This is a genomic window from Pseudoalteromonas sp. THAF3 (assembly GCF_009363775.1).
Taxonomy (GTDB): domain Bacteria; phylum Pseudomonadota; class Gammaproteobacteria; order Enterobacterales; family Alteromonadaceae; genus Pseudoalteromonas; species Pseudoalteromonas ruthenica.
This window is the reverse complement of record NZ_CP045418.1, coordinates 2,755,123-2,777,420: the sequence shown is the minus strand read 5'-3', so window position 1 is coordinate 2,777,420 and position 22,298 is coordinate 2,755,123. Positions and strand designations below refer to the sequence as shown.

Genomic DNA, 22,298 nt, shown 5'->3' with positions numbered 1-22,298 from the left:
CTGTTGATATCTCTATTTCTAGGTAAGCAAAATGAAACAATTAGTGAAGTATGCACTCGCGATGGGTATTGCGGCTGCAGTTACTTGGGGTGTGACCCAAGTAAGTCACGATGGTGTACCAGCATCATCAACCGAAGAACAACAAAGCGCTGAGAAACAGCCGCTCTACTGGGTCGCGCCAATGGACTCCAGCTATCGCCGCGATGGTCCGGGAAAATCTCCTATGGGGATGGATTTGGTGCCTGTCTATGACGAGCCTGAAGATGAGCCGGGCGTCATTGCCATTAGCGCCAGTGTTGAGAACAACCTCGGTGTTCGCAGTGCGCAAGTGTCAAAGCGGCAACTGGTTAACTCGATTACATCGTTTGGCAATATTCGCTACGATGAAGAAGCCATGGTTCATGTGCACCCGCGAGTGGCGGGTTGGGTTGAACAGCTTTATGTCAAATCTGCAGGCGCGAAAGTCAGTCAGGGCCAGCCTTTATACACTTTGTATAGCCCTGATTTAGTCAACGCTCAAAAGGAATTTATTCTTGCCCTTAATAGCCAAGACGAGGTGCTGCGCAGCGCCGCAGTCGCTCGCCTGAAAGCGTTTAAAATTGCCCCCAGCTTTATCGAGGAGCTCACCGAAACACGCAAGGTGCAGCAGAATATCACCTATTATGCGCGACAAGACGGTGTGATTGAGCAGCTTAATGTGCGCGAAGGCTTTTACGTTAAGCCCGAAAATTCATTAATGGATATCGCCGCAACCGACCAAGTATGGGTGATTGTCGATGTCCATGAGCGTCAATTGCCGTATTTAAACGAAGGCGCAGACGCGGTTATGACGCTGGATTACTTACCACAAATGCGCTGGCGTGGCAGCGTTGAATACGTCTACCCCAGCCTTGATACGACGACGCGCACAGCCCAAGTGAGATTGCGCTTTGCCAATCCAAATGGTGCGCTCAAGGCGAATATGTTTGCCAAAGTTGTCATTGATGCCAGTAATAACGCCCCGACCTTGAGTGTGCCCCAGCAAGCGGTAATTAATACCGCGCAAGGACAGCGTGTGGTGCTGGCTCTTGGCGATGGACGCTTTAGATCGGTCGCGGTGCACACCGGTCGCGTGGCCGATTCATGGGTCGAGATTCTCGCTGGCTTAGAGCCAGGCCAAGAAATAGTGACCTCGGGTCAGTTCTTACTGGATTCTGAGTCAAATAAACAAGCTGAGCTGGCCCGCTTGGATAAACGCGATTATGCCCATGCTAGGGTGAACGGCGAAGTGAAAGCCATTAATCACGCTGAGCGTACCGTGCGTATCGCGCGAGGTCCGATTGCAAAATGGAATCGCGAAGCGACGACCATGGATTTCAAATTAGATGCTGGGTTGGCCACTGATTTTCTCAGTGTAGGTATGCAAATCCGCTTTCGTTTTGAGATACGCGCAGGGCAATTTGTGATCACCGATATTGAGATCCTAAGCGAGCAGGAAGGTGCATCATGATCGCGGCTATTATTCATTGGTCGATAAAAAACCGAGCTTTAGTGGTTTTAATGACCTTGATGCTCACTGGGGCTGGTTTATATACCTTAAAGAACACCCCGGTCGATGCAATTCCAGATCTGTCCGATGTGCAGGTGATTGTCAAAACCAGCTACCCTGGTCAAGCCCCTCAGGTGGTACAAGATCAGGTCACCTTTCCACTCACCAGCGCCATGATGTCAGTGCCGGGGGCAAAAACCGTGCGCGGTTTTTCGTTCTTTGGCGATTCTTACGTCTACATCATTTTTGATGATGACACCGATATGTACTGGGCCCGCTCACGCGTACAAGAGTATTTGTCACAAGTAGAGGGAGACTTACCGAGCAGCGCCCAGCCGCGCCTGGGTCCCGATGCCACCGGGGTCGGGTGGGTGTACATTTATGCCCTCACTGACACCACAGGTAGCCATGATTTAAGTGAACTGCGCAGTATTCAGGACTGGTTGCTAAAGTACGAACTGCAAGCGGTGCACGGGGTGTCCGAAGTGGCCACGGTCGGTGGCATGGTAAAGCAGTATCAAATTGAGCTCGACCCGCAAAAATTACGCGCCTATGACATTCCTGTGGCGATGGTGGCACGGGCGGTAAAAGATAACAACCAAGCGATTGGCGCCTCTGTTATAGAACAAGCCGAAGCCGAGTATATGGTCACTGCCACCGGTTATATTCAATCTACTGACGCACTAGCGCAAACGCCGTTGGGGATTCAAAACAATGGTGTGCCCTTGCTGCTGCGCGATGTAGCGCGAGTGACGCTGGGGCCGCAAATGCGCCGGGGTATAGCTGAACTTAACGGTCAAGGTGAGGTTGTTGGCGGTATTGTGGTGATGCGCTTTGGTGAGAATGCTCAGCGTACGATTGATGGTGTTAAGGCGCGCCTAGATGAACTGCGTGGCAGCCTTCCTGAAGGCGTGGAAATTGTCCCGGTGTACGACCGCTCAAATCTCATCGGCAACGCCATTGATAACTTAGCTGATAAGTTGCTTGAAGAGCTTCTCATTGTGGCGTTGGTGTGCGCGGCCTTTCTTTTTCACCTGCGCTCTTCGCTGGTGGCGGTGATCACCTTACCGCTGGGTATCTTAGTGGCATTCATCGTCATGTATATGCAGGGGATTAACGCCAATATCATGTCTTTGGGCGGAATTGCTATCGCCATTGGGGCAATGACCGATGGCGCCATTGTGATGATAGAAAACATGCATAAACACATGGAGCGAGAGCCGCTGAACAAGGATAACCGCTGGCGTATTGTTGCGCAGTCAGCGGCCGAAGTGGGGCCGGCGCTATTTTTTAGCTTGCTTATTATCACGGTGAGCTTTTTGCCGGTGTTTATTCTTGAAGCCCAAGAGGGGCGCTTGTTTGCGCCGCTGGCGTTCACCAAAACCTATGCAATGGCGGCCGCTGCCGGCCTTGCTATTACCGTGGTCCCTGTGCTTATGGGCTACTTTATTCGTGGCAAGGTAGTCAGTGAGAATAAAAACCCATTAAACCGGCTATTGGTTGCGTTTTATCGGCCGCTGCTCGGTGGCGTATTGCGTTTCCCTAAGATTGCTTTGTTATTAGTGCTGGCAGTGGGTGGGGCAACCTACTACCCACTGAGTAAGCTGGGGAGTGAGTTTATGCCGCCTTTGGATGAAGGCGACTTAATGTACATGCCCACCACTTATCCAGGGTTATCAATCGGTAAAGCGCGTGAACTGCTGCAACAAACCGATAAATTGATCAGCACCGTGCCCGAGGTGGCATCGGTATTCGGTAAAATAGGCCGCGCCGATACCGCCACAGATCCTGCACCATTGACCATGATTGAAACCTTTATTCAGTTTAAGCCAAAGAGTCAGTGGCGTGAGGGCATGACCATCGATAAGCTTAAGGACGAGCTAGACGCCCTCGTTAAATTTCCTGGGTTAACTAATGCTTGGGTGATGCCGATAAAAACCCGGATCGATATGCTCGCCACCGGTATTAAAACCCCGGTGGGGATCAAAGTGGCGGGGCCAGATTTAAATAAAATTCAAGAAATTGGACAGGATATTGAGCGTTTATTGAAAGACTTTCCCGGCACCGCCTCGGTGTACTCTGAGCGGGTGGCAGGAGGACGCTATTTAGATATTCGTTTTGACCGCGCGCTGCTTGGCCGCTATGGGCTGTCTATGGCGCAAGTGCAAAGCATGATTGCCACTGCGGTAGGGGGGCAAACCCTAACGCAAACCATCGAAGGGCAACAGCGTTACCCCATTAACCTGCGCTTTCCGCAAAGCTACCGTGATTCGCCACAAAGTTTAGGGAGGTTGCCCATTATTACTCCTACTGGCGTGCAATTACAGCTCGATGATGTTGCCGGCATTCGCGTCACTTCGGGGCCTGCGGGGATCAAGAGCGAAAACTCGCGCATTAACGGCTGGACGTTTGTCGATATCAATAACGTCGATATGGGCAGCTATGTTAGTGAAGCTAAAGCCTATCTGCAGCAGTCTTTGGAGTTACCTCCTGGCTACTCACTGCGTTTTGCGGGTCAGTATGAATATATGGAGCGGGCGAAAGCCAAGCTCAGTTATGTGGTGCCCTTGACCCTCGCTATTATCGCTATTTTGTTGTTTTTAAACTTTCGCCGTTTTGCTGAGGTCGCCATTATCATGGGCACGGTGCCATTGGCGCTTATCGGTGGGGTGTGGTTGCTTTACCTGATGCAATTCAATCTGTCGGTGGCTGTGGGTGTGGGCTTTATCGCTCTTGCTGGTGTCGCCGTAGAAATTGGTGTGATTATGCTGGTGTATTTAAATCAAGCTTATGATGAGGCCAAGCTCCAGCATGGGCCATTAACACCGGCTCAGTTACGCCAAGCGATTAAAACCGGTGCTGGATTGCGAGTGCGCCCTGTAATGATGACGGTTGCGACCATTATTATTGGGCTGTTACCCGTACTCTATGGCAGCGGTACCGGCAGTGAGGTAATGAGCCGCATTGCCGCGCCTATGGTCGGTGGCATGGCAAGTGCATTGTTGCTGACACTGATCGTTATCCCGGCTGTGTATTTCTTATGGCGGGTAAAACACACAAACAAGGAGTCGAGATGAGTAATAATCATATTTATCGCAAACCGAGTTGTCCATTTGGTGAAAAGGCCATTGCGCTCCTTGATAGCCAGAATGTTGACTATGAAGATCATGTTTTTGCCGATAAGGAAGAGGAGCAAGCACTTAAATCTCGCTTCGATGTTGGCACTACACCGCAAATCATCTTGGATGGTGAGCGTATCGGCGGTTTTGATGATTTACAGCAGCACTTTGGTGTACAGAGCGATGAACAAGACGATGAGCAAAGCTATACGCCCGTTATTGCAGTATTTAGCACCGCTTTTGCTATCGCCCTTGCGCTAAGCGCTGGGCATATGGGATGGCAATTATCCACCTTAGTGATGAGTTTTATGGGCGCATCACTGTGTTTATTGGCGCTGTTAAAATTGATGGATATAGGCAGTTTTGTTAATGGCTTTAAACAGTATGATCTACTGACCATGAAGCTCCCTGCTTATGGGTACATTTATCCGTTTTTAGAGCTTGCCGCCGGACTGGGGATGCTCAGCGGCTTATGGCCATGGGCGACGGCTGTGATCGCGACTTTTGCTGGTCTCATTGGCGGGATATCGGTATTTAAAGCCGTATATATCGATAAGCGTGACCTCAACTGTGCGTGTGTTGGTGGTAATCAATCAGTCCCTCTAGGGGCCGTCAGCTTTTCTGAAAACGCCATCATGTTGGTAATGGGTCTTTGGATCTTTTACACCCTAGGGTGAAATAATTACCTAACAGTGAATGCCCATTGCATTAAGAAGCCCGTGTGACAGCGGGCTTTTTTTGTGCATGAAACTTGCTGTGTATAAAACACTATCTAAAGGAGGCTATATGCAAGTTAAAAAGATTAATCATGTACTGGATTGGACAGTGGAATTTCACAACCGACTTGCTGCCAATTTTGAACAGCTCGGCTTAAGCAGCGATAAGCGCTGTGCCATGCTGTTAGATTATCTAAGTGGGTATGAGGGGAAGCTTGCTGCTGATGTTGCCAGTTTTAAAATATTAACCAGCTCTAATGCGTTAAATACTTGGTGCTATGAGTATTTTGCCGAAAATCCAGAGCTGATTGACTTCGAATCATTAAGTGCCGATATGGCCCATGATGAGCAGCAAGTACAAAACTACCTAGCCAAAAAACATCAACAGGTTATCGATCTATATCAGTACCTTACCGAGCGTGCAGAGATTGAAGATTGTAAAGACGTGCTTTCGCAAATACTGCTCACTGAACAAAATGCGCTACAACAAATGATGCAAAGCGCTAATCGCCTAAAAGACGTGTAAATCTAGCCCTAGCTTTTTCCATTGTTGCTGCTCGGCCTCAAGGTCGGCAGCGAGCAAGGTGTTATCAGACAGCCACTGCTTGCCAAGTTGCAACGTGAGCGCATGACTTTCTGCGCTGATTTTATAGTCAGGCTTTTGCTTGGCTTGGCGCTTTTGATTCATTAATACAGCAAGGCGAAATAGGGCAATCATGCGCTGCAACGTTAGAGAAGGAAGCGCAATAAACTCAGGCAACGCTTTGAGCTTAATTTTTTTTCTGTAAAAGCGAATAAGACATGCAAGTAACTGCTGTTGCTCTTGGGTAAACCCCGGAAGTTGGCTATTAGCAATAATGTAGGCACTGTGTTTATGTAATCCAGATGAGTTTATGCTTAAGCCGACCTCATGCAGCTGAGCTGCCCATAAAAGCACGGGGAGATCATCCTCATGGGTTAACTGCCAAGGCTGCTCAATATGAGGAAAGAGCCATTGCAAGGTGGCACTGACATTGGCCGCATGTTCACTGTCAACCACATATCGAGTGGAAACATTGGCTATCGTGGCAACACGTATATCTTTGTGCGCGTGCAGCTCTGTGAGCTCGTAAAGAATGCCCTCGCGCAGTGAAAAGTCACAGTAGGTGAGTGCATCAATATCAAAAAACGTCATCACGGCGTAAAGAATCGCTAGGCCACCACAGAAAGTGGGTCGGCGCTCTTCGCTGAGCTCGGCAAATTCTAATTGCTCTATATGGCCTGAGTCGCAGCTCGCTTCAATCAAGGTTGCCAATGCTGATTGGATGAGTGGCTGGGTTAAGTCACCTTGATGGCACAAAGCGCTGAGCATTTTGGCTGTGCCTGAGGTCACCAGTACATGTTGCCAACCTAATTGGGTGAAGCTATTCGCGATAGACTCTAACTCTTGCTCGGCTTTAACAATTGCGCGTTTAAAGCGCTTTTTTGAGATACGCCCGTCAGCAAAAAACTGTTGCGAATAGCTCACGCAACCCATGTTTCTGCTGCTCAAACGCAGGTGTTGGTGATGCTCTCCGATGGCCAGCTCGGTACTACCACCACCGATATCAATCACCAAACGCAGCCCCTCGTGGTGTACATGTTGGGCGACGCCTTGATAAATGAGGCGTGCTTCTTCTTGGCCAGAGATAACATCGATATGAAATGGAAACACCGAACGGGCACGGCGCATGAAGCTTTTGATATTGCGCGCCCGGCGTAAGGTATAGGTCGCAACCACCTTAACGTTGGCGGCAGGAAAATCGATGAGAGTGCGAGCAAATTGCCGTAAAACGCTGACCGCTCTTTCTATGGCCTCATCACTCAGGCAGTCGTTGTTATCAAGGCCAGCGGCAAGATATACGCGCTGCTTTTCTTTGTGTAACACCTCTAAACGACCATCAACCTCTCTTGCTAGCAACAAGTGAAAGCTATTGGAGCCTAAATCGACAGCAGCGAAAGTAGTGACATCATTGGTGTGCACGATTGCTTTCCCATTTCTTTAAGTAATCATGAATGGCAATTTGCGAGCGGATTTTTTTCTTGTTCCCTCGACGAACGTAATGATTTCTTTGCTCGGCGTCAATCACACGGGCTTTACTGCGATCGCGCCACTGTAACTCGAGTATATCGATGATTACCTGCTGTAAGCTGCGATTATAAACAGGGACGCCTACTTCTACCCGGTGATCAAGGTTACGTGTCATCAAGTCAGCGGATGAAATAAATACCTGGGTATGCTCAGCACTGCCAAAGACCATCACCCGAGGATGCTCTAGGAAACGATCTACGATACTAATGATTTTAATATTGTCACTGAACCCCTTGATGCCGGGTACCAAAGAGCACATGCCACGAATGATCAGCCTTATTTTAACCCCTGCCTGGGCCGCGATATACAGCTTATCAATTAACTCTTTATCAACTAAGTTATTGACCTTGATAAAAATGTGACCTTTCTTTCCTAGCGTTACTTGCTCATCAATCAACTCATCGATACGTTCACGCGCATTCACAGGTGAGACCATCAGATGCTTAAACTTAAAGTGTTTGTAGCTGTGCTCGATAAACTTAAACACGTTATCGCACTCTTCGCATATCTCAGGATCGCGAGTGAATAAGCTAAAGTCAGTGTATATTTTTGCTGTCTTTTCATGGAAGTTGCCGGTGCCAATATGTGCATATTGCACAATCTGCCCGTGCTCTTTGCGATGAATCACGCACAGTTTGGAGTGCACTTTGAGAGAAGGGATGCCAAAGATCACCTTGATCCCTGCTTCGTCCAAGTTCTTTGCCCATTGGATATTATTTTGTTCATCGAAGCGCGCTTTTAACTCCACCATAACGGTGACTTTCTTGCCATTCTTTGCCGCATTCACCAGCGCACCAATTAACCGCGACTGACTGGCAACGCGATAAATATTGACCTTTATATGTAATACGTCAGGGTCGAAAGATGCTTGGCGCACATAGTTCAAAAAGTGATTGAAGGTATGGTAGGGGTAATACAGCAGAATGTCTTGATGGCTAATGGCATCAAATACGCTTGTGAAATGATCAAAAGTGTGTGAGCGAATGGTTGCCAGTGGGCGGTTCTCAAGGTAGCGCCGGCCGACATTGGGAAAGGCTAAAAAGTCGCGAAAGTTGCGATAGCGGCCGCCTGGGATCAGGGCATCATAGCGAGTGATCCCCAAGCGTCGTCTTAGTGCTTTAAGCATCTCCCCGGGCAAGGCACTGTCGTACACTAAACGCACAGGCTCTGAGCGCAACCGCTGTTTTAGACCTTTTGACATTTTATCCAACAGGCCTTCTTCGATTTCATCGTCGAGGTTATATTCAGCATCACGAGTGAGCTTAATGGCGAAACCACGAATGGCGTCAAAGCTAAAAAAGCTGGCAAATACCTGTTCAAGATAATAGAGAATGATGTCATCAAGCAGGACGATAGTTTTGTGGCGGCGGGTCTTTTCCGCAGGTAATTGCACAAAACGTGGTAGTCGGTTGGTCGGCACTTCCAACAATGCATAATGGCTTTTCTCATGACGCATTTCGACAAATAAATAGGTCATGGTGTCGTTGATATGCTCGGAATAGTTTTTGTTTTGATCAAGCAGAATGGGCGACAGGTGCTCTAATACCTCAGATTTAAAATATGCTAACAGCCATTGCTGGTGAAAATCACTGAGCTGCTCGGGTCGATCAACATGAATATTGTGCTCGTTAAGGGCCACTAAGATATCATCATAGATAACGTTAAAGTCTTGCCCTAGCTTAAGTACTTTGTCCTGAATTTGCTGCATCAGGGCTTCATCTTCATCGAAGTTTGCATCAGGAAGTTTGTTCAGCAGGATGCGGCGTTTTACGTCAGCAACGCGCACTTGAAAAAATTCATCAAGATTGTTGGAAAATATGCCCAGAAAGCGAATGCGTTCAATGATAGGGTTGTTTTTATCTTTTGCCTCTTGCAGTACGCGCTCATTAAAAGAAAGCCAACTGAGCTCTTTGGGGTAGTAGCTCGCCTGCATAACAATGTGTTCCGGTTTCATAATACACTCAGTGTAGAAGAGAGTCTGCGTGAGTGTATTAATTTATTACCGCAGTATGACCAGAAGATGACATAACAGCGCTGTCATCTTCTTAGTAGATACAAGTTGGTTTTAACTTTCTATATCAACGATAACATCTGGAGTGATTGATTCCAGAGCGTCGATCACGACATCGCGCTGCATCCCCGCCGGCAGGGTAACCGTAGCAACCGCACTGAATAAGGGTGAACCCCAGTTGGGCGCGCTTTGTTGCTTCGACGTCAGGTGCGTGATGTTGGCGCCTTTGTGACGGATCACTGCGGCTAATTCTTGCACTATACCAGGTCTATCATTTCCTGTGATCGCAAGGTTTAAACATTCAGGCGTGTCATTGGCGAGTTTATCTCCTGATTCAATACGGATCTCTAAGTGAGGGGATTGTTGTAGTGCGTCTTGAAGCTCTTTCAGGTGCTCTTCAGCGACCTCGACCTGAACAATACCAGCAAACTTACCAGCGAGATGTGAGAGGTTGCTGGCTAGCCAATTGCCGTGATGATCTAAGATGACGGAGGAAAGTTCTTCAACGAGGCCGGGACGATCTTGGCCTAATACGGTCAGTACTAACTGCTGCATAAATAACGGTCTCTTTATTATTGTGGAAATTTAGTCAGCTCATGCGGCTGCCTTTTTCGAGCACAGCCTTAAAGTAAGATAGATAAACGTATAATTATTAAAAAGTTAAGGTGGTCTTCACGTGCTCGCTATGAGCAAGTATTGACCCCTTTTCGGGGTTTGTCCAATTCTTCGCAATGGCAATTTGCTATAGGTCATAACCAGATGTAAAAACAGTCTTGGTAGTGTTGGTTGTTTTTTACTCATTTCGTACTAGTTTTTCCGTTATGTAACAAAACTGTCATTTTGATGAAATATAATCCGCGCATCGTAAAGATATAAGGGTGTATTGATGACTTCCAATCCGCAAAACTTAACATTTAGCACGGATAGAAGCCGTCTATTTAAAGACAAGATAGCCCAGTTTGGCATTACCTCTGGCGGGGTAATGGTGCTCGTGGCGCTGTTGCTGATATTTTTCTATCTCCTCTATGTGGTGCAACCTATTTTTGAGTCTGCGCACATCGAAGAGCGTGCAAGCTTTGATGTTGCACAACAGGATGTTGTCGGCTTAGGGCTTGAAGAACAAACCGAAATTGCCTATCTGCTTAAGCGTGATGGGGCGGTGGACTTTTACAACATTCAAGAGCAAGGCTTTGGTCAACAAGTGACCGAGCTGAAAACGGCTCTTCCTGCAGACGTGACCAGCTTTGCGTCTAGCGCACCGCACCAAGGTTTATATGCCTATGGGTTAAGCAATGGTGAGGCGGTTATCGTCAAGCCAAGCTTTATGGTGAGCTTCCCTAATAATCAGCGCAAGTTGACTCCACGTTTGACTTACCCATTAGGCGAAAAGCCGCTAGAGGTTGACCCACAAGGTCAGGCCATTACACGTTTTGCGTTCTCGCAAAGTGAAGAAAAAGTGGTGATGGTGGCCCTAACCGCAGACAAGCGAGTGGTATTTAGCGCCTATGTCGGTGAAGAAAACTTCATGACCGGCGAGGTTGAGTGGGTGGCTGAACAAACCGAGCTTAACATCGATGGCCGCATTGATGAGCTGTTGATCTCGCCCGACGGCAGTCGCGTTTTCGTGCGTTCAGCCAACCAAATCTATATCTATAACAGCCGTTATGCCAGCGACGTTGAGCTGACTCAAGTACTTGCTGCTAACGAAGAAAATGCCAACATTATTTCCGCGCAGCTGCTTGCTGGCGCCAATTCACTGATGCTGGCAAACGACAATGGCGAGGTATCGCAGTGGTTTGAGGTGAATACCGATGACGGCAAAGCCTTTAAGAAAATCCGCGCCTTTGAAACTTCAAAGCAAAAAGCCATAGATATTTACACCGAATTTTATCGCCGCACTTTCTTTACTGCCGGTGACAATGGTGAGCTAGGAGTGTATTACACCACCAGTGAAGCGAAACTATGGCAGGGCAAAGTGGCCGATGGCATGATCAAAAACTTTGCCATTGCTCCGCGTTCAAATGCGGCGCTGATCTTGGCTGATAACCAAGTGAAGGTGATAGAAATTGAGAATGAGCACCCGGAGGTAACTTGGTCTGGGTTGTGGCAGAAAGTCTGGTATGAAGGCTACCCTGAGCCTGATTATATTTGGCAATCAACGTCGGCCAGTGATGATTTTGAATCTAAGTTTTCACTGATCCCAATTTCTTTCGGTACTCTTAAAGCGGCGATGTACGCCATGCTATTTGCTGTGCCCATTGCACTTTCTGCTGCTGTGTATACCGCTTACTTTATGTCTAGCGAACTACGTAAAGTGGTGAAGCCCACCGTTGAAATTATGGAAGCCTTACCAACCGTTATTCTCGGTTTCCTTGCTGGTCTTTGGTTAGCGCCTTTGATTGAGGAAAACTTGCCCGCCATAGTCGCGTTGTTGATATTGCTGCCCATCGCTATTATTAGCACCGCCTTTGCTTGGACAAAACTGCCTGAGCAGATCCGTCATCGCATCCCTGATGGAGCGCACTCAATTATTTTGGTGCCGGTTGTGCTACTGGTTGGCTGGGTCTCTTTTGCTATGAGCGGCAGCGTCGAGAACTGGTTATTTGATGGTAATGCACGTCAGTTTATTACCAATGAATTGGGTATGACTTTCGATCAGCGCAACTCGTTGGTGGTAGGTATTGCCATGGGCTTTGCCGTTATTCCGACCATATTTTCGATTGCCGAAGACGCAGTATTTAGTGTTCCTCGTCACCTTACGCAAGGCTCCCTGGCTCTAGGTGCCACCCAGTGGCAAACCTTAGTAAGAGTGGTCTTGCTGACAGCGAGTCCGGGTATTTTCTCGGCGGTTATGATGGGCTTAGGCCGCGCCGTGGGTGAAACCATGATTGTACTCATGGCCACCGGTAATACCCCGATTATGGATTGGAGTATCTTCCAAGGTATGCGTACCTTAGCAGCAAACATTGCCGTAGAGATGCCGGAATCTGAAGTGGGTAGTTCACACTATCGCATTCTATTCTTGGCAGCCTTTGTGCTCTTTATTTTCACCTTCGTGTTTAACACGCTTGCTGAGTTTGTTCGTCAGCGTCTGCGTGAAAAATACAGCTCACTGTAATTAGAGGAGACACGACATGGTAAGACAGTGGTTTAAGTCTGGTTCTCCTTGGATTTGGATGACCGGTGGTGCTGTAAGCATCAGTTTGATTTCTGTAATTGGCTTGTTAGCGCTAATTGCATGGCGAGGCCTGAGCTTTTTCTGGCCATCAGAAGTACACCAGTTTGAAGTGCAAGGCTCTGTACCTCAGCAAACGGTCATTGGTGAAATCTATGATCGCGAGGCGGTGCCTGCGAGTCGAGTACGAGCTTCCGGGGTTGAGTTAAAAAACTATGGCGCCGAAGAGATTACCCGTTACCTAATTAAAACCGGTAACCGCGAGTATGTTGATTTGGATTTCCGTTGGTTATTAGAAACCGACATCCAAAAACAGTCGACGCCGAAAGACCTCGCGGTGTTTGAACGCTCTAAAAACGGTAACTTTTATGGTTATATTGAGCAGGTCTATGAGCAAGGTGAGCTGGTTCAAGGCGACAAGGTTGCCAAACTGGAAGAGCTGGTCGAGCGCGCGGTTGAGCTTAATGAGCAGGCGCTTGATTTACAAAATGGTGAAATCGGTCACATTAACTATGAACTTGAGCAATTACGTCTACAAGAGCGTGCGTATGAGCTTGATAATGACCTAACACCCGAGCACATGGCTGAGCTTGAAGCCGAGCGTAAACGTTTGCGTGAAGCTTATAAAGGCTATGAGAAAGAGCTCTTTGCGTTGCGTGACGCCGCCAAGCGAGACAAAGTGATCGTGCGAGACATGCGTGGTGAAATGGTGACCTTACCGCTCTATCAAGTGCTTGATTTTTGGCAGCCAAATGACATGGGCTTCTTTGCCAAGCTCGGTCATTACTTTGGTCAGTTGGGCAAATTCATCGCCGATGACCCGCGTGAAGCGAACACCGAAGGTGGCGTTTTCCCAGCAATATTCGGTACCGTGTTTATGGTGATGCTAATGGCCGTGATCGTGACACCGTTTGGGGTTGTGGCCGCTATCTACTTACACGAATACGCAGCGAAAAATGCGGTGACGAAGATGATCCGTATCGCGGTGATTAACCTCGCAGGTGTACCGTCGATTGTGTACGGGGTATTCGGTCTTGGCTTCTTTGTCTACATGTTAGGTGGCAGTTTAGATCAGCTATTTTACCCTGAAGCGGCGCCTAGCCCCGTGTTTGGTACGCCTGGGGTAATGTGGTCGGCCTTGACCCTGGCGATTTTGACCCTGCCGGTGGTGATTGTGTCCACCGAAGAAGGACTTTCTCGAATCCCGGGTTCAGTGCGTCAAGGCTCACTCGCTCTAGGGGCGACCAAAGCGGAAACATTGTGGCGTATCGTGGTGCCAATGGCGAGCCCAGCGATTATGACCGGCCTTATTCTGGCGGTAGCGCGTGCGGCGGGCGAAGTGGCGCCGTTGATGCTAGTTGGGGTGGTAAAAATGGCTCCGACCTTACCGCTAGATGGTAACTTCCCTTATGTGCACTTAGACCGTAAATTTATGCACTTAGGCTTCCATATTTATGACGTCGGCTTCCAAAGCCCGAACGTTGAGGCTGCGCGACCCTTGGTTTATGCAACCGCGTTTTTACTGGTGACGGTGATCATCACCTTGAACATCACCGCAATTGGTATTCGTAACCACTTGCGTGAAAAGTTCCGCGCCCTAGATAAGTAATGTAAAGAATTGAGATAGGTAACAAAGTTATGATTACAGTTGCACCCCAGGTAAATGCATCAAGTAGCGATAAGCTAGATTTGAATAACCTAACGCCAGAGCAAACAGCATTGCAGATTAAAAATCTCGACCTTTACTATGGCGAGAAGCAAGCGCTGAGTGATGTCAGTATGGATATTCCTAAAGGTCAGGTAACCGCGTTTATCGGCCCATCGGGTTGTGGTAAATCTACATTACTACGTTGTATCAATCGTATGAACGACCTGGTAGATAGCTGCCGTATCGACGGTGAAATTCTGCTTCACGGCGAGAATATCTACAATAAGCGTGTGGATGTGGCAGCGTTGCGCCGTAACGTTGGCATGGTGTTTCAAAGCCCGAATCCATTCCCTAAGTCTATTTATGAGAATGTGGTTTATGGCTTGCGCCTACAAGGCATTAAAGACAAGCGTAAACTCGATGAAGTGGTGGAAAAGTCATTACGTGGCGCGGCATTGTGGGACGAAGTAAAAGACCGTCTACACGACAGTGCATTTGGTCTCTCTGGAGGTCAGCAGCAGCGTTTAGTGATTGCTCGCTCTATCGCCATCGAACCCGAAGTGTTATTGCTGGATGAACCAACTTCGGCGCTGGATCCCATTTCAACGCTGGTTATTGAAGAGTTGATCAGTGAGCTCAAAAACAAGTTCACCGTGGTGATTGTAACGCACAACATGCAACAGGCGGCGCGGGTATCTGATCAAACGGCATTTATGTATATGGGTGAGCTTATTGAGTATGCCGATACTAATACTCTGTTCACCACCCCTAGTAAGAAGAAAACCGAAGACTACATTACCGGTCGTTACGGTTAATCTCGCGGCATGTTGCAACGCTTGTTGCTATGATTACTAGAGTAGAATTTTGAGAAGGCGATTATGGAACACAATATAAACAAACACATTTCCGGCAAGTTTAATGAAGAGCTAGAGAGTGTACGTAACCATGTTCTGAGCATGGGTGGGTTAGTTGAGCAGCAACTAAACAGTGCCCTTGATGCAGTCAGTAAAAACGATGCTGAGTTGGCAAAAAAGGTCAAAGCTAATGACTACCGCGTCAATGCCATGGAAGTGAACATTGACGAGGAGTGCACGCGCATCATCGCTAAACGCCAACCAGCGGCCAGTGATTTACGTTTAGTTGTTGCCATTGCCAAAACTATTGCTGATTTAGAGCGTATTGGTGATGAGGCTGAGCGCATTGCCAAAGTTGCATTAGACTCTTTCACTAAAGATCAGCAAGGGTTGCTCAATAACATTGAAAATATGGGTCGCTTAGTGTCAATCATGTTACATGACGTATTGGATGCGTTTGCCCGAATGGACGCGCAGAAGGCCTTTGAAGTGCACAAAGCGGATGAAAAAGTGGACCGTGAGTATGAAGCACTCACCCGCCAAATCATGACTTATATGATGGAGGATCCGCGTTCAATTCCCAAAGTAATGGACTTAATTTGGTCGGTACGTTCTTTGGAGCGCATTGGCGACCGTTGTCAGAATATTTCCGAATATGTGATTTATTTCGTCAACGGCAAGGATATTCGCCATATCTCCCAAGAAGATATCGCTAAGACACTGTAATTATTTTAGAAAATAAAGATGGGCAAATACGGACATTTGCCCTTTTTTTATGATGTTAAATAATCATTGCCAGTTGAGTGTAAAAGCTTACTGAATAAGGGATGAAATTCGATGCGTTTGAGCTGCACATAGGGTAAAATTGCGCTCGAAAGCATAGTTAAACTAAGTCGTGGAAAATAGCAAAGAAACGAGCCTACAAAACCAATGTAGTCTATGTTTATGACCTATTTATGACGGTTTTATTGCAAACTTAGATTCAAAGGGTCAGTTATGCCTAGTAATGCGTTTTTAGGGGTTTTTGCAAAATCACCTATTAAACCAATTGAAGATCATATTAAAAAAGTGCACAAAGCAAGTGCGCTACTCATTCCCTTTTTTGAGCATGTATTTGAGTCTCAATGGCAAGAAGCGGAAGAGTTACGTCTTAAAATACGCTCCATAGAGCGTGAGGCCGATGATCTTAAACGTGAGATTAGACTTAATCTTCCACGTGGACTGTTCCTTCCAGTTGAGCGCACCGATTTGCTCGAACTGATCACCCACCAAGACAAGATAGCCAATAAAGCTAAAGACATCGCTGGACGCGTTATTGGCCGTGAGATGGCAATCCCAAAAACCATCCAAAGCGACTTCTTACAGTATCTATCACGCTGTGTGGACGCCACCAAGCAAGCATCAAAAGCTATTAATGAGCTAGATGAATTACTTGAAACAGGCTTCCGTGGTCGTGAAGTAACCCTGGTTGAGAAAATGCTCGCCGAACTTGATGCGATTGAGCAAGACACAGACGATATGCAAATTAAGCTACGTCAAGAATTGCGTCGCATTGAAGATACACTAAACCCTGTTGATGTCATGTTCTTGTACAAGATCATCGAGTGGGTGGGCGATTTAGCCGATATTGCTGAGCGCGTTGGTTCGCGTTTAGAAGTATTGCTAGCTCGTTAACATTGCCAAGATCCAGCAAAGACAATATGAACACACTGCTGGCTCAAACAAAGTTAAGACAATAAGGTTATTCTGATGGATATTATTTCGTCCTACGGTACCGTGCTGGTGTTGGTTGCCGCTGCGGTAGGTTTCTTCATGGCTTATGGCATCGGTGCCAATGACGTAGCCAATGCAATGGGTACGTCAGTGGGCTCTAAAGCACTGACCATTAAACAAGCGATTATCATTGCGATGATCTTCGAATTCGCTGGCGCATACTTAGCCGGTGGTGAGGTTACATCGACCATACGTAAAGGCATTATTGACGCCGCTCCGTTTGCTGATATCCCCGAACTGATGGTGTTGGGTATGATTTCAGCGTTATTCGCGGCCGGTAGCTGGTTATTAATTGCGTCCTTTTTAGGTTGGCCAGTTTCCACAACACACTCTATTATCGGCGCTATTATTGGTTTTGCTCTCGTTGCTGTAGGTAGCGAAGCGATTCAATGGACCAAGGTTGCGGGGATTGTGGGTAGCTGGGTGGTGACGCCTGCGCTATCAGGCTTCATTGCTTACCTTATCTTTATGAGCGCGCAAAAGCTTATTTTCGATACCAATAACCCACTGGATAATGCTAAACGCTACGTACCTATCTATATGGGTTTGGCTGGTTTTGTCATGTCCTTGGTGACTATCAAAAAAGGCCTAAAGCACATAGGTATCAACCTAGGAACGGTTGAAGGTTATGCCTTGTCGGTAGCTATTGCTGTGCTTATCGGCATTATTGGTATGCTTGCCATTAAACGCTTAAAAATGGACCCTAAAGCCGATAAGGCGATGCAGTTTAACAACGTTGAGAAAGTGTTTGCCGTACTGATGGTACTGACCGCTTGTTGTATGGCTTTTGCACACGGTTCGAACGATGTTGCCAACGCCATAGGCCCACTTGCTGCCGTTGTAAATATCGTTGAAAATAACGGTGAGCTTGCGAAAAAAGCTGCACTTGCATGGTGGATTCTTCCTTTAGGTGGCCTAGGTATCGTAATGGGTCTTGCTATCTTAGGTAAGAAAGTGATTAAAACCATTGGTGAAGGAATTACGCACTTAACGCCAAGCCGAGGCTTTGCAGCCGAGCTTGCAGCCGCATCAACTGTAGTTATTGCCTCTGGTACTGGCTTGCCAATTTCGACCACTCAAACACTAGTCGGTGCCGTTTTGGGTGTGGGTATGGCACGCGGCATTGCCGCACTGAATATGAGTGTGATTAGAAACATTGTGGTTTCTTGGGTAATAACATTGCCTGTTGGTGCTGCTCTTGCTATTGTAATCTTCTACATATTAAGAACAGTATTCGGCGTATAACGTCGTTGTGGGAGTTATCTCCCACAACACATGACAGAACCGTCTTTTAGCTTGAAAAGATCTCAGCGCCCTCGGTGTTGGGGTCTTTTTATTTGTGAGCAATAAACATGACCAACCTGCCTAGTATCAAGCAACTACAATATTTAATCGCAGTTCATCAGCATCAACATTTTGGTCGCGCAGCTAGCGCCTGTTATATCGGCCAGTCGACTTTGAGTAGCGCGATTCAAAACCTTGAAGAAAATCTCGGCGTGCAACTTATTGAGCGTGAAAACCGCAGTTTAATGTTCACCAGCATTGGCGAAGAAGTGGTGGCGAAGGCCAAGCAAATTATTAACGACACCATGAGTGTGAAAGAGCTGACCCGCAGCCATCTGCACCCGCTTAGCGGTACGCTAACGCTTGGCGTTATTCCGACTATTGCTAGCTTTGTCGCTGCGCCACTTTATTGCTACTGCAAAGAAACGTTTAAAGACTTAGATTTAGTGCTGGTAGAAGACACCAGTGATAACCTACTCGATAAGTTAGAGCATGGCCATATCGATATCGCGCTGCTAGCACTGCCTTATGAAACTGGGCGCTTTCACACGCAGATATTGGCAAAAGACAAGTTCTACCTCGTGAAACATAAAGACTACCCCATTGATGAGTCGGTGGATTACAACGCGCTTCCAGAGCATAGCGTATTCCTCCTTGAACGTGAGCACTGTATGACTGGGCATGCGCTCAGTGCGTGTAATTTGGAGCGAGCGAGTTGCATCAACCCATTCGAAGCCGCGAATTTACACACCTTGCTGTCGATGGTGGAATATAAGTTGGGCGTTACATTTTTACCACAAATGGCGATTAACGCGGGCATACTTGATGCCAAGCCGCTGGTTGCTACCAGTTCCGGCGCTGATGCACATCGCGATGTTGGTTTAATTTGGCGCAAGACCACAGGAAGAATCGGTGACTTCCGGCTGTTCAGCGATAAAGTCGGCGAGTTCCTGCGTACTTGTAGCACCGTGGGCAGTGAAGAGCCTTAATGAACCTAACTATCTAAGGTGTTGATTTTGGTTTAAACAGGGGCTTTTCTAGTGCCGGTAAAAACAACAAATAGACCCAGACCACAAGATTAAAATACGGAATAACACCCAGTGCTAAAAACAGCCGTACCGGATACCCCTTGCGCTTGGCGTGAAGGTAGCACTGGCTGGCGATGAGCATGTTTATAATCAGCAGTAATGTTACTAAAGCAGTCATGTTGATTTTCCTTAATGAGCCTTGTTGATGTCATTGATAGACAATGTCTTCTAAGCCGATATAACCTCTCCGGCTATGCCACATTCCATTGTTGGGCTTTATGATTTATTTAGTATTTTCAGCAGGTTAATAATTAACTGTACGTGCTTAACCTGCTTCTCTCACAGCGCACTGAATAATTTGAGTATAGCTAAATGAGCGCTCAGAAAAAGCGCTAAATTGTTAAATTTCGTTCGTTATTACTTAGCTAGATGTTTTTGCAGAGATTATTTTTTGATTGTTTTGCAGTGACGCTATCGGGGCGGGTTTGGCGATAAAGTAGCCTTGAGCGTAATCGACACCAATTTCTTTAAGTAGGTTATAAATTTCTTTATTTTCAACGTATTCCGCTACTGAATGCTTTTTCAGCGAGCGTGAAATATCGTTGATGGCCTTAACCAACGCATAGTCTATAGGGTCATGTTGCATATCGCGCACGAATGAGCCGTCAATTTTGACATGCTGCGCTGGCAAGCGCTTGAGATAGTCAAAGGTACTAAATCCAGTACCAAAATCATCAATGGAAAAGTCACAGCCAAGCTCGTTAAGCGCGCAGATCATGTCTCGGGTTGCACTCAGGTTATCAATGCTGGCACTTTCCGTAATTTCAAAAATAACGCGCTTGGGATCGACGTGATAGTCATTGAGCATGGCGCGGATATGTGGCAATAAACGCTCATCTAAAAACGATTGCGCCGAGAGGTTGATGGCAACACGCTGTAACTGCGGGTTTTCACTGAGATCGCTAATCGCTCGGCGAACTACACATTGGTCCATCAAGTAGCTGTCATTGAGCATTTCAAGGGCTGGGATAAATTGGTTCGGGTAGATAAGCTCGTCATCAACAACCAGCCTTAATAGGGCCTCATAATAAGCAATACGCGAGCGCTTAATGTCCCACACGGCCTGATAGTGTAACTCGATGTTGTTTTGCTGCAGTGCCGAGCGCACATTGTGACCCCATTCCAAGCCACTTTGCATCGCATTACTTTGCGAGTCACGAGCATCATAGCAATGCACTAAATTACGGCCCTGACTTTTGGCAATATACAGTGCGATATCAGCCTGCTTAAGGCATTCGCTAGCATCGTTGTTCTGTGCCGATATTTGTGTGATGCCGATTGAGCAACTAATAGAGTAGAGCTGCTCTTGGCAATGGAACTGGTAGCTATCAATGGCCATACATACCCCTTCAGCCACCATATGAGCGTCTAAAAATGGGGTGTCTTTAAGTAAAATGGCGAACTCATCGCCGCCGATGCGAAAGACTAAATGGCTATCGCCGATATGCTCTTGGAATAAGTTGGCGACCTCTTTAAGAACAACGTCACCTTCTTGGTGTCCCTTGCTGTCGTTAATAATTTTGAAGTGGTCAAGGTCGATATAAATCAGTGCGTGCTCATCATTAGCACGGGTTTGGCGACACAACTGAGAGAGTTGTTGGTCAAAATAATAGCGGTTGTGAAGCCCTGTAAGGGTATCGTGTAATGCTAAGTGTTGTAACTGTAACTCCGCCTGCTTGCGCTCTTCAATATTGTCGATGGAAGCGGTGATCACCGCGCCAGCATTGGCTTCATTAACATGCTGGAAACGGCATTCAAACCAAGCGCTATTGCCCTGTTGTGTAACCAGTTGCACTTCTATCTTACGCCGTTGTTGCTCACCCTGAGCAACAGCGCTCAATACTTGCTGAAGCCTTGCTTGGTCATGCGCTAACGCGTAGTTGGTAAGCGGCTTGCCAATACTTTGCTTTAAACCATACCCGGTATTTGCTTCCCAGGCTGGGTTAATAAAGCGGATGCAGCCTTGCTCGTCGAGCTCCATAACGATGGTATTAAGATGCATAAGAATGCGTTGGTGCGCTGAATAGAGCTCTTTATAGCGTGATTGACTTTGGCTTAGCTGCGCCACTTTCTTCTCAAACTCGCTGTAGCTGGCTATAAAGTCTTCACGACGCGCGGCGTGGTCACACACTTTCATTAGTAGTGCGTCATTGTAAGGGCGACGAATAAAGTCGGTGACGCCGCTCAACAATAAACGCTCGGCATAGTCAGCGTCGTGGCTATCTATAATAGTGACAATCGCTTGGCTGGCATTATGAGAGAGAATACTTTGAACCAACTCGTTAGCAGTCTCGGCATTGGCAATACTGGCATCTAGCAATACGATGGCGTAACGCCCTTGCAAATACGTGCTTAAGGCTTGGCGCACAGAGCTGCATACTTCAACGGCAAAGTTTAACGCTAAAGCCTCACTCATCGCTTTTGCTTTGGTGCTATCGGCTTCGAGTAACAGCAGACCTAAACGACTGCTTTTATCGAGTTGCGTGGACAGAACATTGGCCAGTGTTTGCGGTAGTAAATCTTGGCGCTCAATGGGCACAACCGCATCAATACCATAGCTGCGAGCTGTGGTTTCGGCGATACGTTCACAATAAAAAGGGGGAGTCAGTACAATCGGGGTGTGTTTAGGGGTTTTCAGCAATCCGGAGCGAATCATTCGTGAAAAGCGCCAGCCATCGATGGTGCCTACATCCAGTCCGGTAATTACTAAGCTTACCGCGCGTTCTTTCAGCACCTGCAATGCTTCTTGGGAGTCTGCGAACTCAAGCACAGAGAAAATATCGAGACGCCCCAAAGTACGTTTAATGATGCTGCGCTCAACTGCACTGGCATTGACTATCATGAGGCTCAACGGCGTAGCCATGGTATCGCAACCCAACTGTTTAAGACCTAAATTGAATCCGCTAGATTATAGGTAATTGTCACCCGAGACAAGCGCTATGCGCTTGATTTCAGTCAAGGGGGGAACTAGAATTGGCGCGATTTTCAGCAC

At 47.3% G+C, this 22,298-nt stretch carries 16 protein-coding genes; 11 read left to right on the top strand and 5 right to left on the bottom strand.

Annotated features, from left to right (window positions below):
- Nucleotides 1-31 precede the first annotated feature (31 nt).
- The 4 genes from FIU82_RS12875 (at nucleotide 32) to FIU82_RS12860 (ending at nucleotide 5,889) form a co-directional block, all read left to right on the top strand.
- Nucleotides 32-1,489, top strand: coding sequence for an efflux RND transporter periplasmic adaptor subunit (locus FIU82_RS12875; RefSeq protein WP_152441234.1), 1,458 nt, complete (start codon nucleotides 32-34; stop codon nucleotides 1,487-1,489).
- On the top strand, nucleotides 1,486-4,605 hold the full coding sequence (locus FIU82_RS12870) for an efflux RND transporter permease subunit (protein WP_152441233.1): 3,120 nt from the start codon (nucleotides 1,486-1,488) through the stop codon (nucleotides 4,603-4,605). Before FIU82_RS12875 ends, FIU82_RS12870 begins: the two co-directional genes overlap by 4 nt.
- A complete protein-coding gene (locus FIU82_RS12865; RefSeq protein ID WP_053909820.1) occupies nucleotides 4,602-5,324 on the top strand; it encodes a glutaredoxin in 723 nt (240 codons plus the stop codon). The genes FIU82_RS12870 and FIU82_RS12865 overlap by 4 nt, the downstream gene beginning before the upstream one ends.
- 109 nt (nucleotides 5,325-5,433) lie before the next feature.
- A complete protein-coding gene (locus FIU82_RS12860; RefSeq protein ID WP_026111172.1) occupies nucleotides 5,434-5,889 on the top strand; it encodes a hypothetical protein in 456 nt (151 codons plus the stop codon).
- On the opposite strand, the gene FIU82_RS12855 is transcribed toward FIU82_RS12860, so the two are convergent.
- The 3 genes from FIU82_RS12855 to FIU82_RS12845 form a co-directional block, all read right to left on the bottom strand.
- A complete protein-coding gene (locus FIU82_RS12855) occupies nucleotides 5,875-7,365 on the bottom strand; it encodes an exopolyphosphatase (protein WP_253946321.1) in 1,491 nt (496 codons plus the stop codon). The genes FIU82_RS12860 and FIU82_RS12855 overlap by 15 nt on opposite strands.
- Nucleotides 7,352-9,427: a polyphosphate kinase 1 gene (gene ppk1, locus FIU82_RS12850; protein WP_152441232.1), complete on the bottom strand. Its 2,076-nt coding sequence runs from the start codon at nucleotides 9,425-9,427 to the stop codon at nucleotides 7,352-7,354. The genes FIU82_RS12855 and ppk1 overlap by 14 nt, the downstream gene beginning before the upstream one ends.
- 111 nt (nucleotides 9,428-9,538) lie before the next feature.
- On the bottom strand, nucleotides 9,539-10,039 hold the full coding sequence (locus FIU82_RS12845) for a glycine cleavage system protein R (RefSeq protein ID WP_022945406.1): 501 nt from the start codon (nucleotides 10,037-10,039) through the stop codon (nucleotides 9,539-9,541).
- Between the two features lie 331 nt (nucleotides 10,040-10,370).
- Between FIU82_RS12845 and FIU82_RS12840 the strand changes: the two genes are divergently transcribed.
- The 7 genes from FIU82_RS12840 (at nucleotide 10,371) to FIU82_RS12810 (ending at nucleotide 19,207) form a co-directional block, all read left to right on the top strand.
- A complete protein-coding gene (locus FIU82_RS12840; protein ID WP_152441231.1) occupies nucleotides 10,371-12,602 on the top strand; it encodes an ABC transporter permease subunit in 2,232 nt (743 codons plus the stop codon).
- A 16-nt stretch (nucleotides 12,603-12,618) separates the two neighbouring features.
- Nucleotides 12,619-14,268, top strand: coding sequence for a phosphate ABC transporter permease PstA (pstA, locus tag FIU82_RS12835; RefSeq protein ID WP_152441230.1), 1,650 nt, complete (start codon nucleotides 12,619-12,621; stop codon nucleotides 14,266-14,268).
- Nucleotides 14,269-14,297: 29 nt separating this feature from the next.
- A complete protein-coding gene (gene pstB / locus FIU82_RS12830) occupies nucleotides 14,298-15,122 on the top strand; it encodes a phosphate ABC transporter ATP-binding protein PstB (RefSeq protein ID WP_022945409.1) in 825 nt (274 codons plus the stop codon).
- A 63-nt stretch (nucleotides 15,123-15,185) separates the two neighbouring features.
- Nucleotides 15,186-15,887, top strand: a complete 702-nt coding sequence (gene phoU / locus FIU82_RS12825; RefSeq protein WP_022945410.1) for a phosphate signaling complex protein PhoU — start codon at nucleotides 15,186-15,188, stop codon at nucleotides 15,885-15,887.
- Between the two features lie 270 nt (nucleotides 15,888-16,157).
- A complete protein-coding gene (locus FIU82_RS12820; RefSeq protein WP_022945411.1) occupies nucleotides 16,158-16,835 on the top strand; it encodes a TIGR00153 family protein in 678 nt (225 codons plus the stop codon).
- A 75-nt stretch (nucleotides 16,836-16,910) separates the two neighbouring features.
- Nucleotides 16,911-18,179, top strand: a complete 1,269-nt coding sequence (locus FIU82_RS12815) for an inorganic phosphate transporter (RefSeq protein ID WP_022945412.1) — start codon at nucleotides 16,911-16,913, stop codon at nucleotides 18,177-18,179.
- A 107-nt stretch (nucleotides 18,180-18,286) separates the two neighbouring features.
- Nucleotides 18,287-19,207, top strand: a complete 921-nt coding sequence (locus FIU82_RS12810) for a hydrogen peroxide-inducible genes activator (protein ID WP_022945413.1) — start codon at nucleotides 18,287-18,289, stop codon at nucleotides 19,205-19,207.
- Nucleotides 19,208-19,220: 13 nt separating this feature from the next.
- Here FIU82_RS12810 and FIU82_RS12805 read toward each other — a convergent pair whose 3' ends face one another.
- Nucleotides 19,221-19,424: a hypothetical protein gene (locus FIU82_RS12805; protein ID WP_045979225.1), complete on the bottom strand. Its 204-nt coding sequence runs from the start codon at nucleotides 19,422-19,424 to the stop codon at nucleotides 19,221-19,223.
- A 243-nt stretch (nucleotides 19,425-19,667) separates the two neighbouring features.
- Complete coding sequence (locus tag FIU82_RS12800; protein WP_152441229.1) at nucleotides 19,668-22,169, bottom strand: EAL domain-containing protein; 2,502 nt, start codon at nucleotides 22,167-22,169, stop codon at nucleotides 19,668-19,670.
- Nucleotides 22,170-22,298: the final 129 nt, after the last annotated feature.

Bases quoted from the DNA above. Each gene is read 5' to 3' on its own strand.
- FIU82_RS12875 (WP_152441234.1), top strand. From the start codon at position 32: ATGAAACAATTAGTGAAGTATGCACTCGCGATGGGTATTGCGGCTGCA.
- FIU82_RS12870 (WP_152441233.1), top strand. From the start codon at position 1,486: ATGATCGCGGCTATTATTCATTGGTCGATAAAAAACCGAGCTTTAGTG.
- FIU82_RS12865 (WP_053909820.1), top strand. From the start codon at position 4,602: ATGAGTAATAATCATATTTATCGCAAACCGAGTTGTCCATTTGGTGAA.
- FIU82_RS12860 (WP_026111172.1), top strand. From the start codon at position 5,434: ATGCAAGTTAAAAAGATTAATCATGTACTGGATTGGACAGTGGAATTT.
- ppk1 (WP_152441232.1), bottom strand. From the start codon at position 9,427: ATGAAACCGGAACACATTGTTATGCAGGCGAGCTACTACCCCAAAGAG.
- FIU82_RS12845 (WP_022945406.1), bottom strand. From the start codon at position 10,039: ATGCAGCAGTTAGTACTGACCGTATTAGGCCAAGATCGTCCCGGCCTC.
- FIU82_RS12840 (WP_152441231.1), top strand. From the start codon at position 10,371: ATGACTTCCAATCCGCAAAACTTAACATTTAGCACGGATAGAAGCCGT.
- pstA (WP_152441230.1), top strand. From the start codon at position 12,619: ATGGTAAGACAGTGGTTTAAGTCTGGTTCTCCTTGGATTTGGATGACC.
- pstB (WP_022945409.1), top strand. From the start codon at position 14,298: ATGATTACAGTTGCACCCCAGGTAAATGCATCAAGTAGCGATAAGCTA.
- phoU (WP_022945410.1), top strand. From the start codon at position 15,186: ATGGAACACAATATAAACAAACACATTTCCGGCAAGTTTAATGAAGAG.
- FIU82_RS12820 (WP_022945411.1), top strand. From the start codon at position 16,158: ATGCCTAGTAATGCGTTTTTAGGGGTTTTTGCAAAATCACCTATTAAA.
- FIU82_RS12815 (WP_022945412.1), top strand. From the start codon at position 16,911: ATGGATATTATTTCGTCCTACGGTACCGTGCTGGTGTTGGTTGCCGCT.
- FIU82_RS12810 (WP_022945413.1), top strand. From the start codon at position 18,287: ATGACCAACCTGCCTAGTATCAAGCAACTACAATATTTAATCGCAGTT.
- FIU82_RS12805 (WP_045979225.1), bottom strand. From the start codon at position 19,424: ATGACTGCTTTAGTAACATTACTGCTGATTATAAACATGCTCATCGCC.
- FIU82_RS12800 (WP_152441229.1), bottom strand. From the start codon at position 22,169: ATGGCTACGCCGTTGAGCCTCATGATAGTCAATGCCAGTGCAGTTGAG.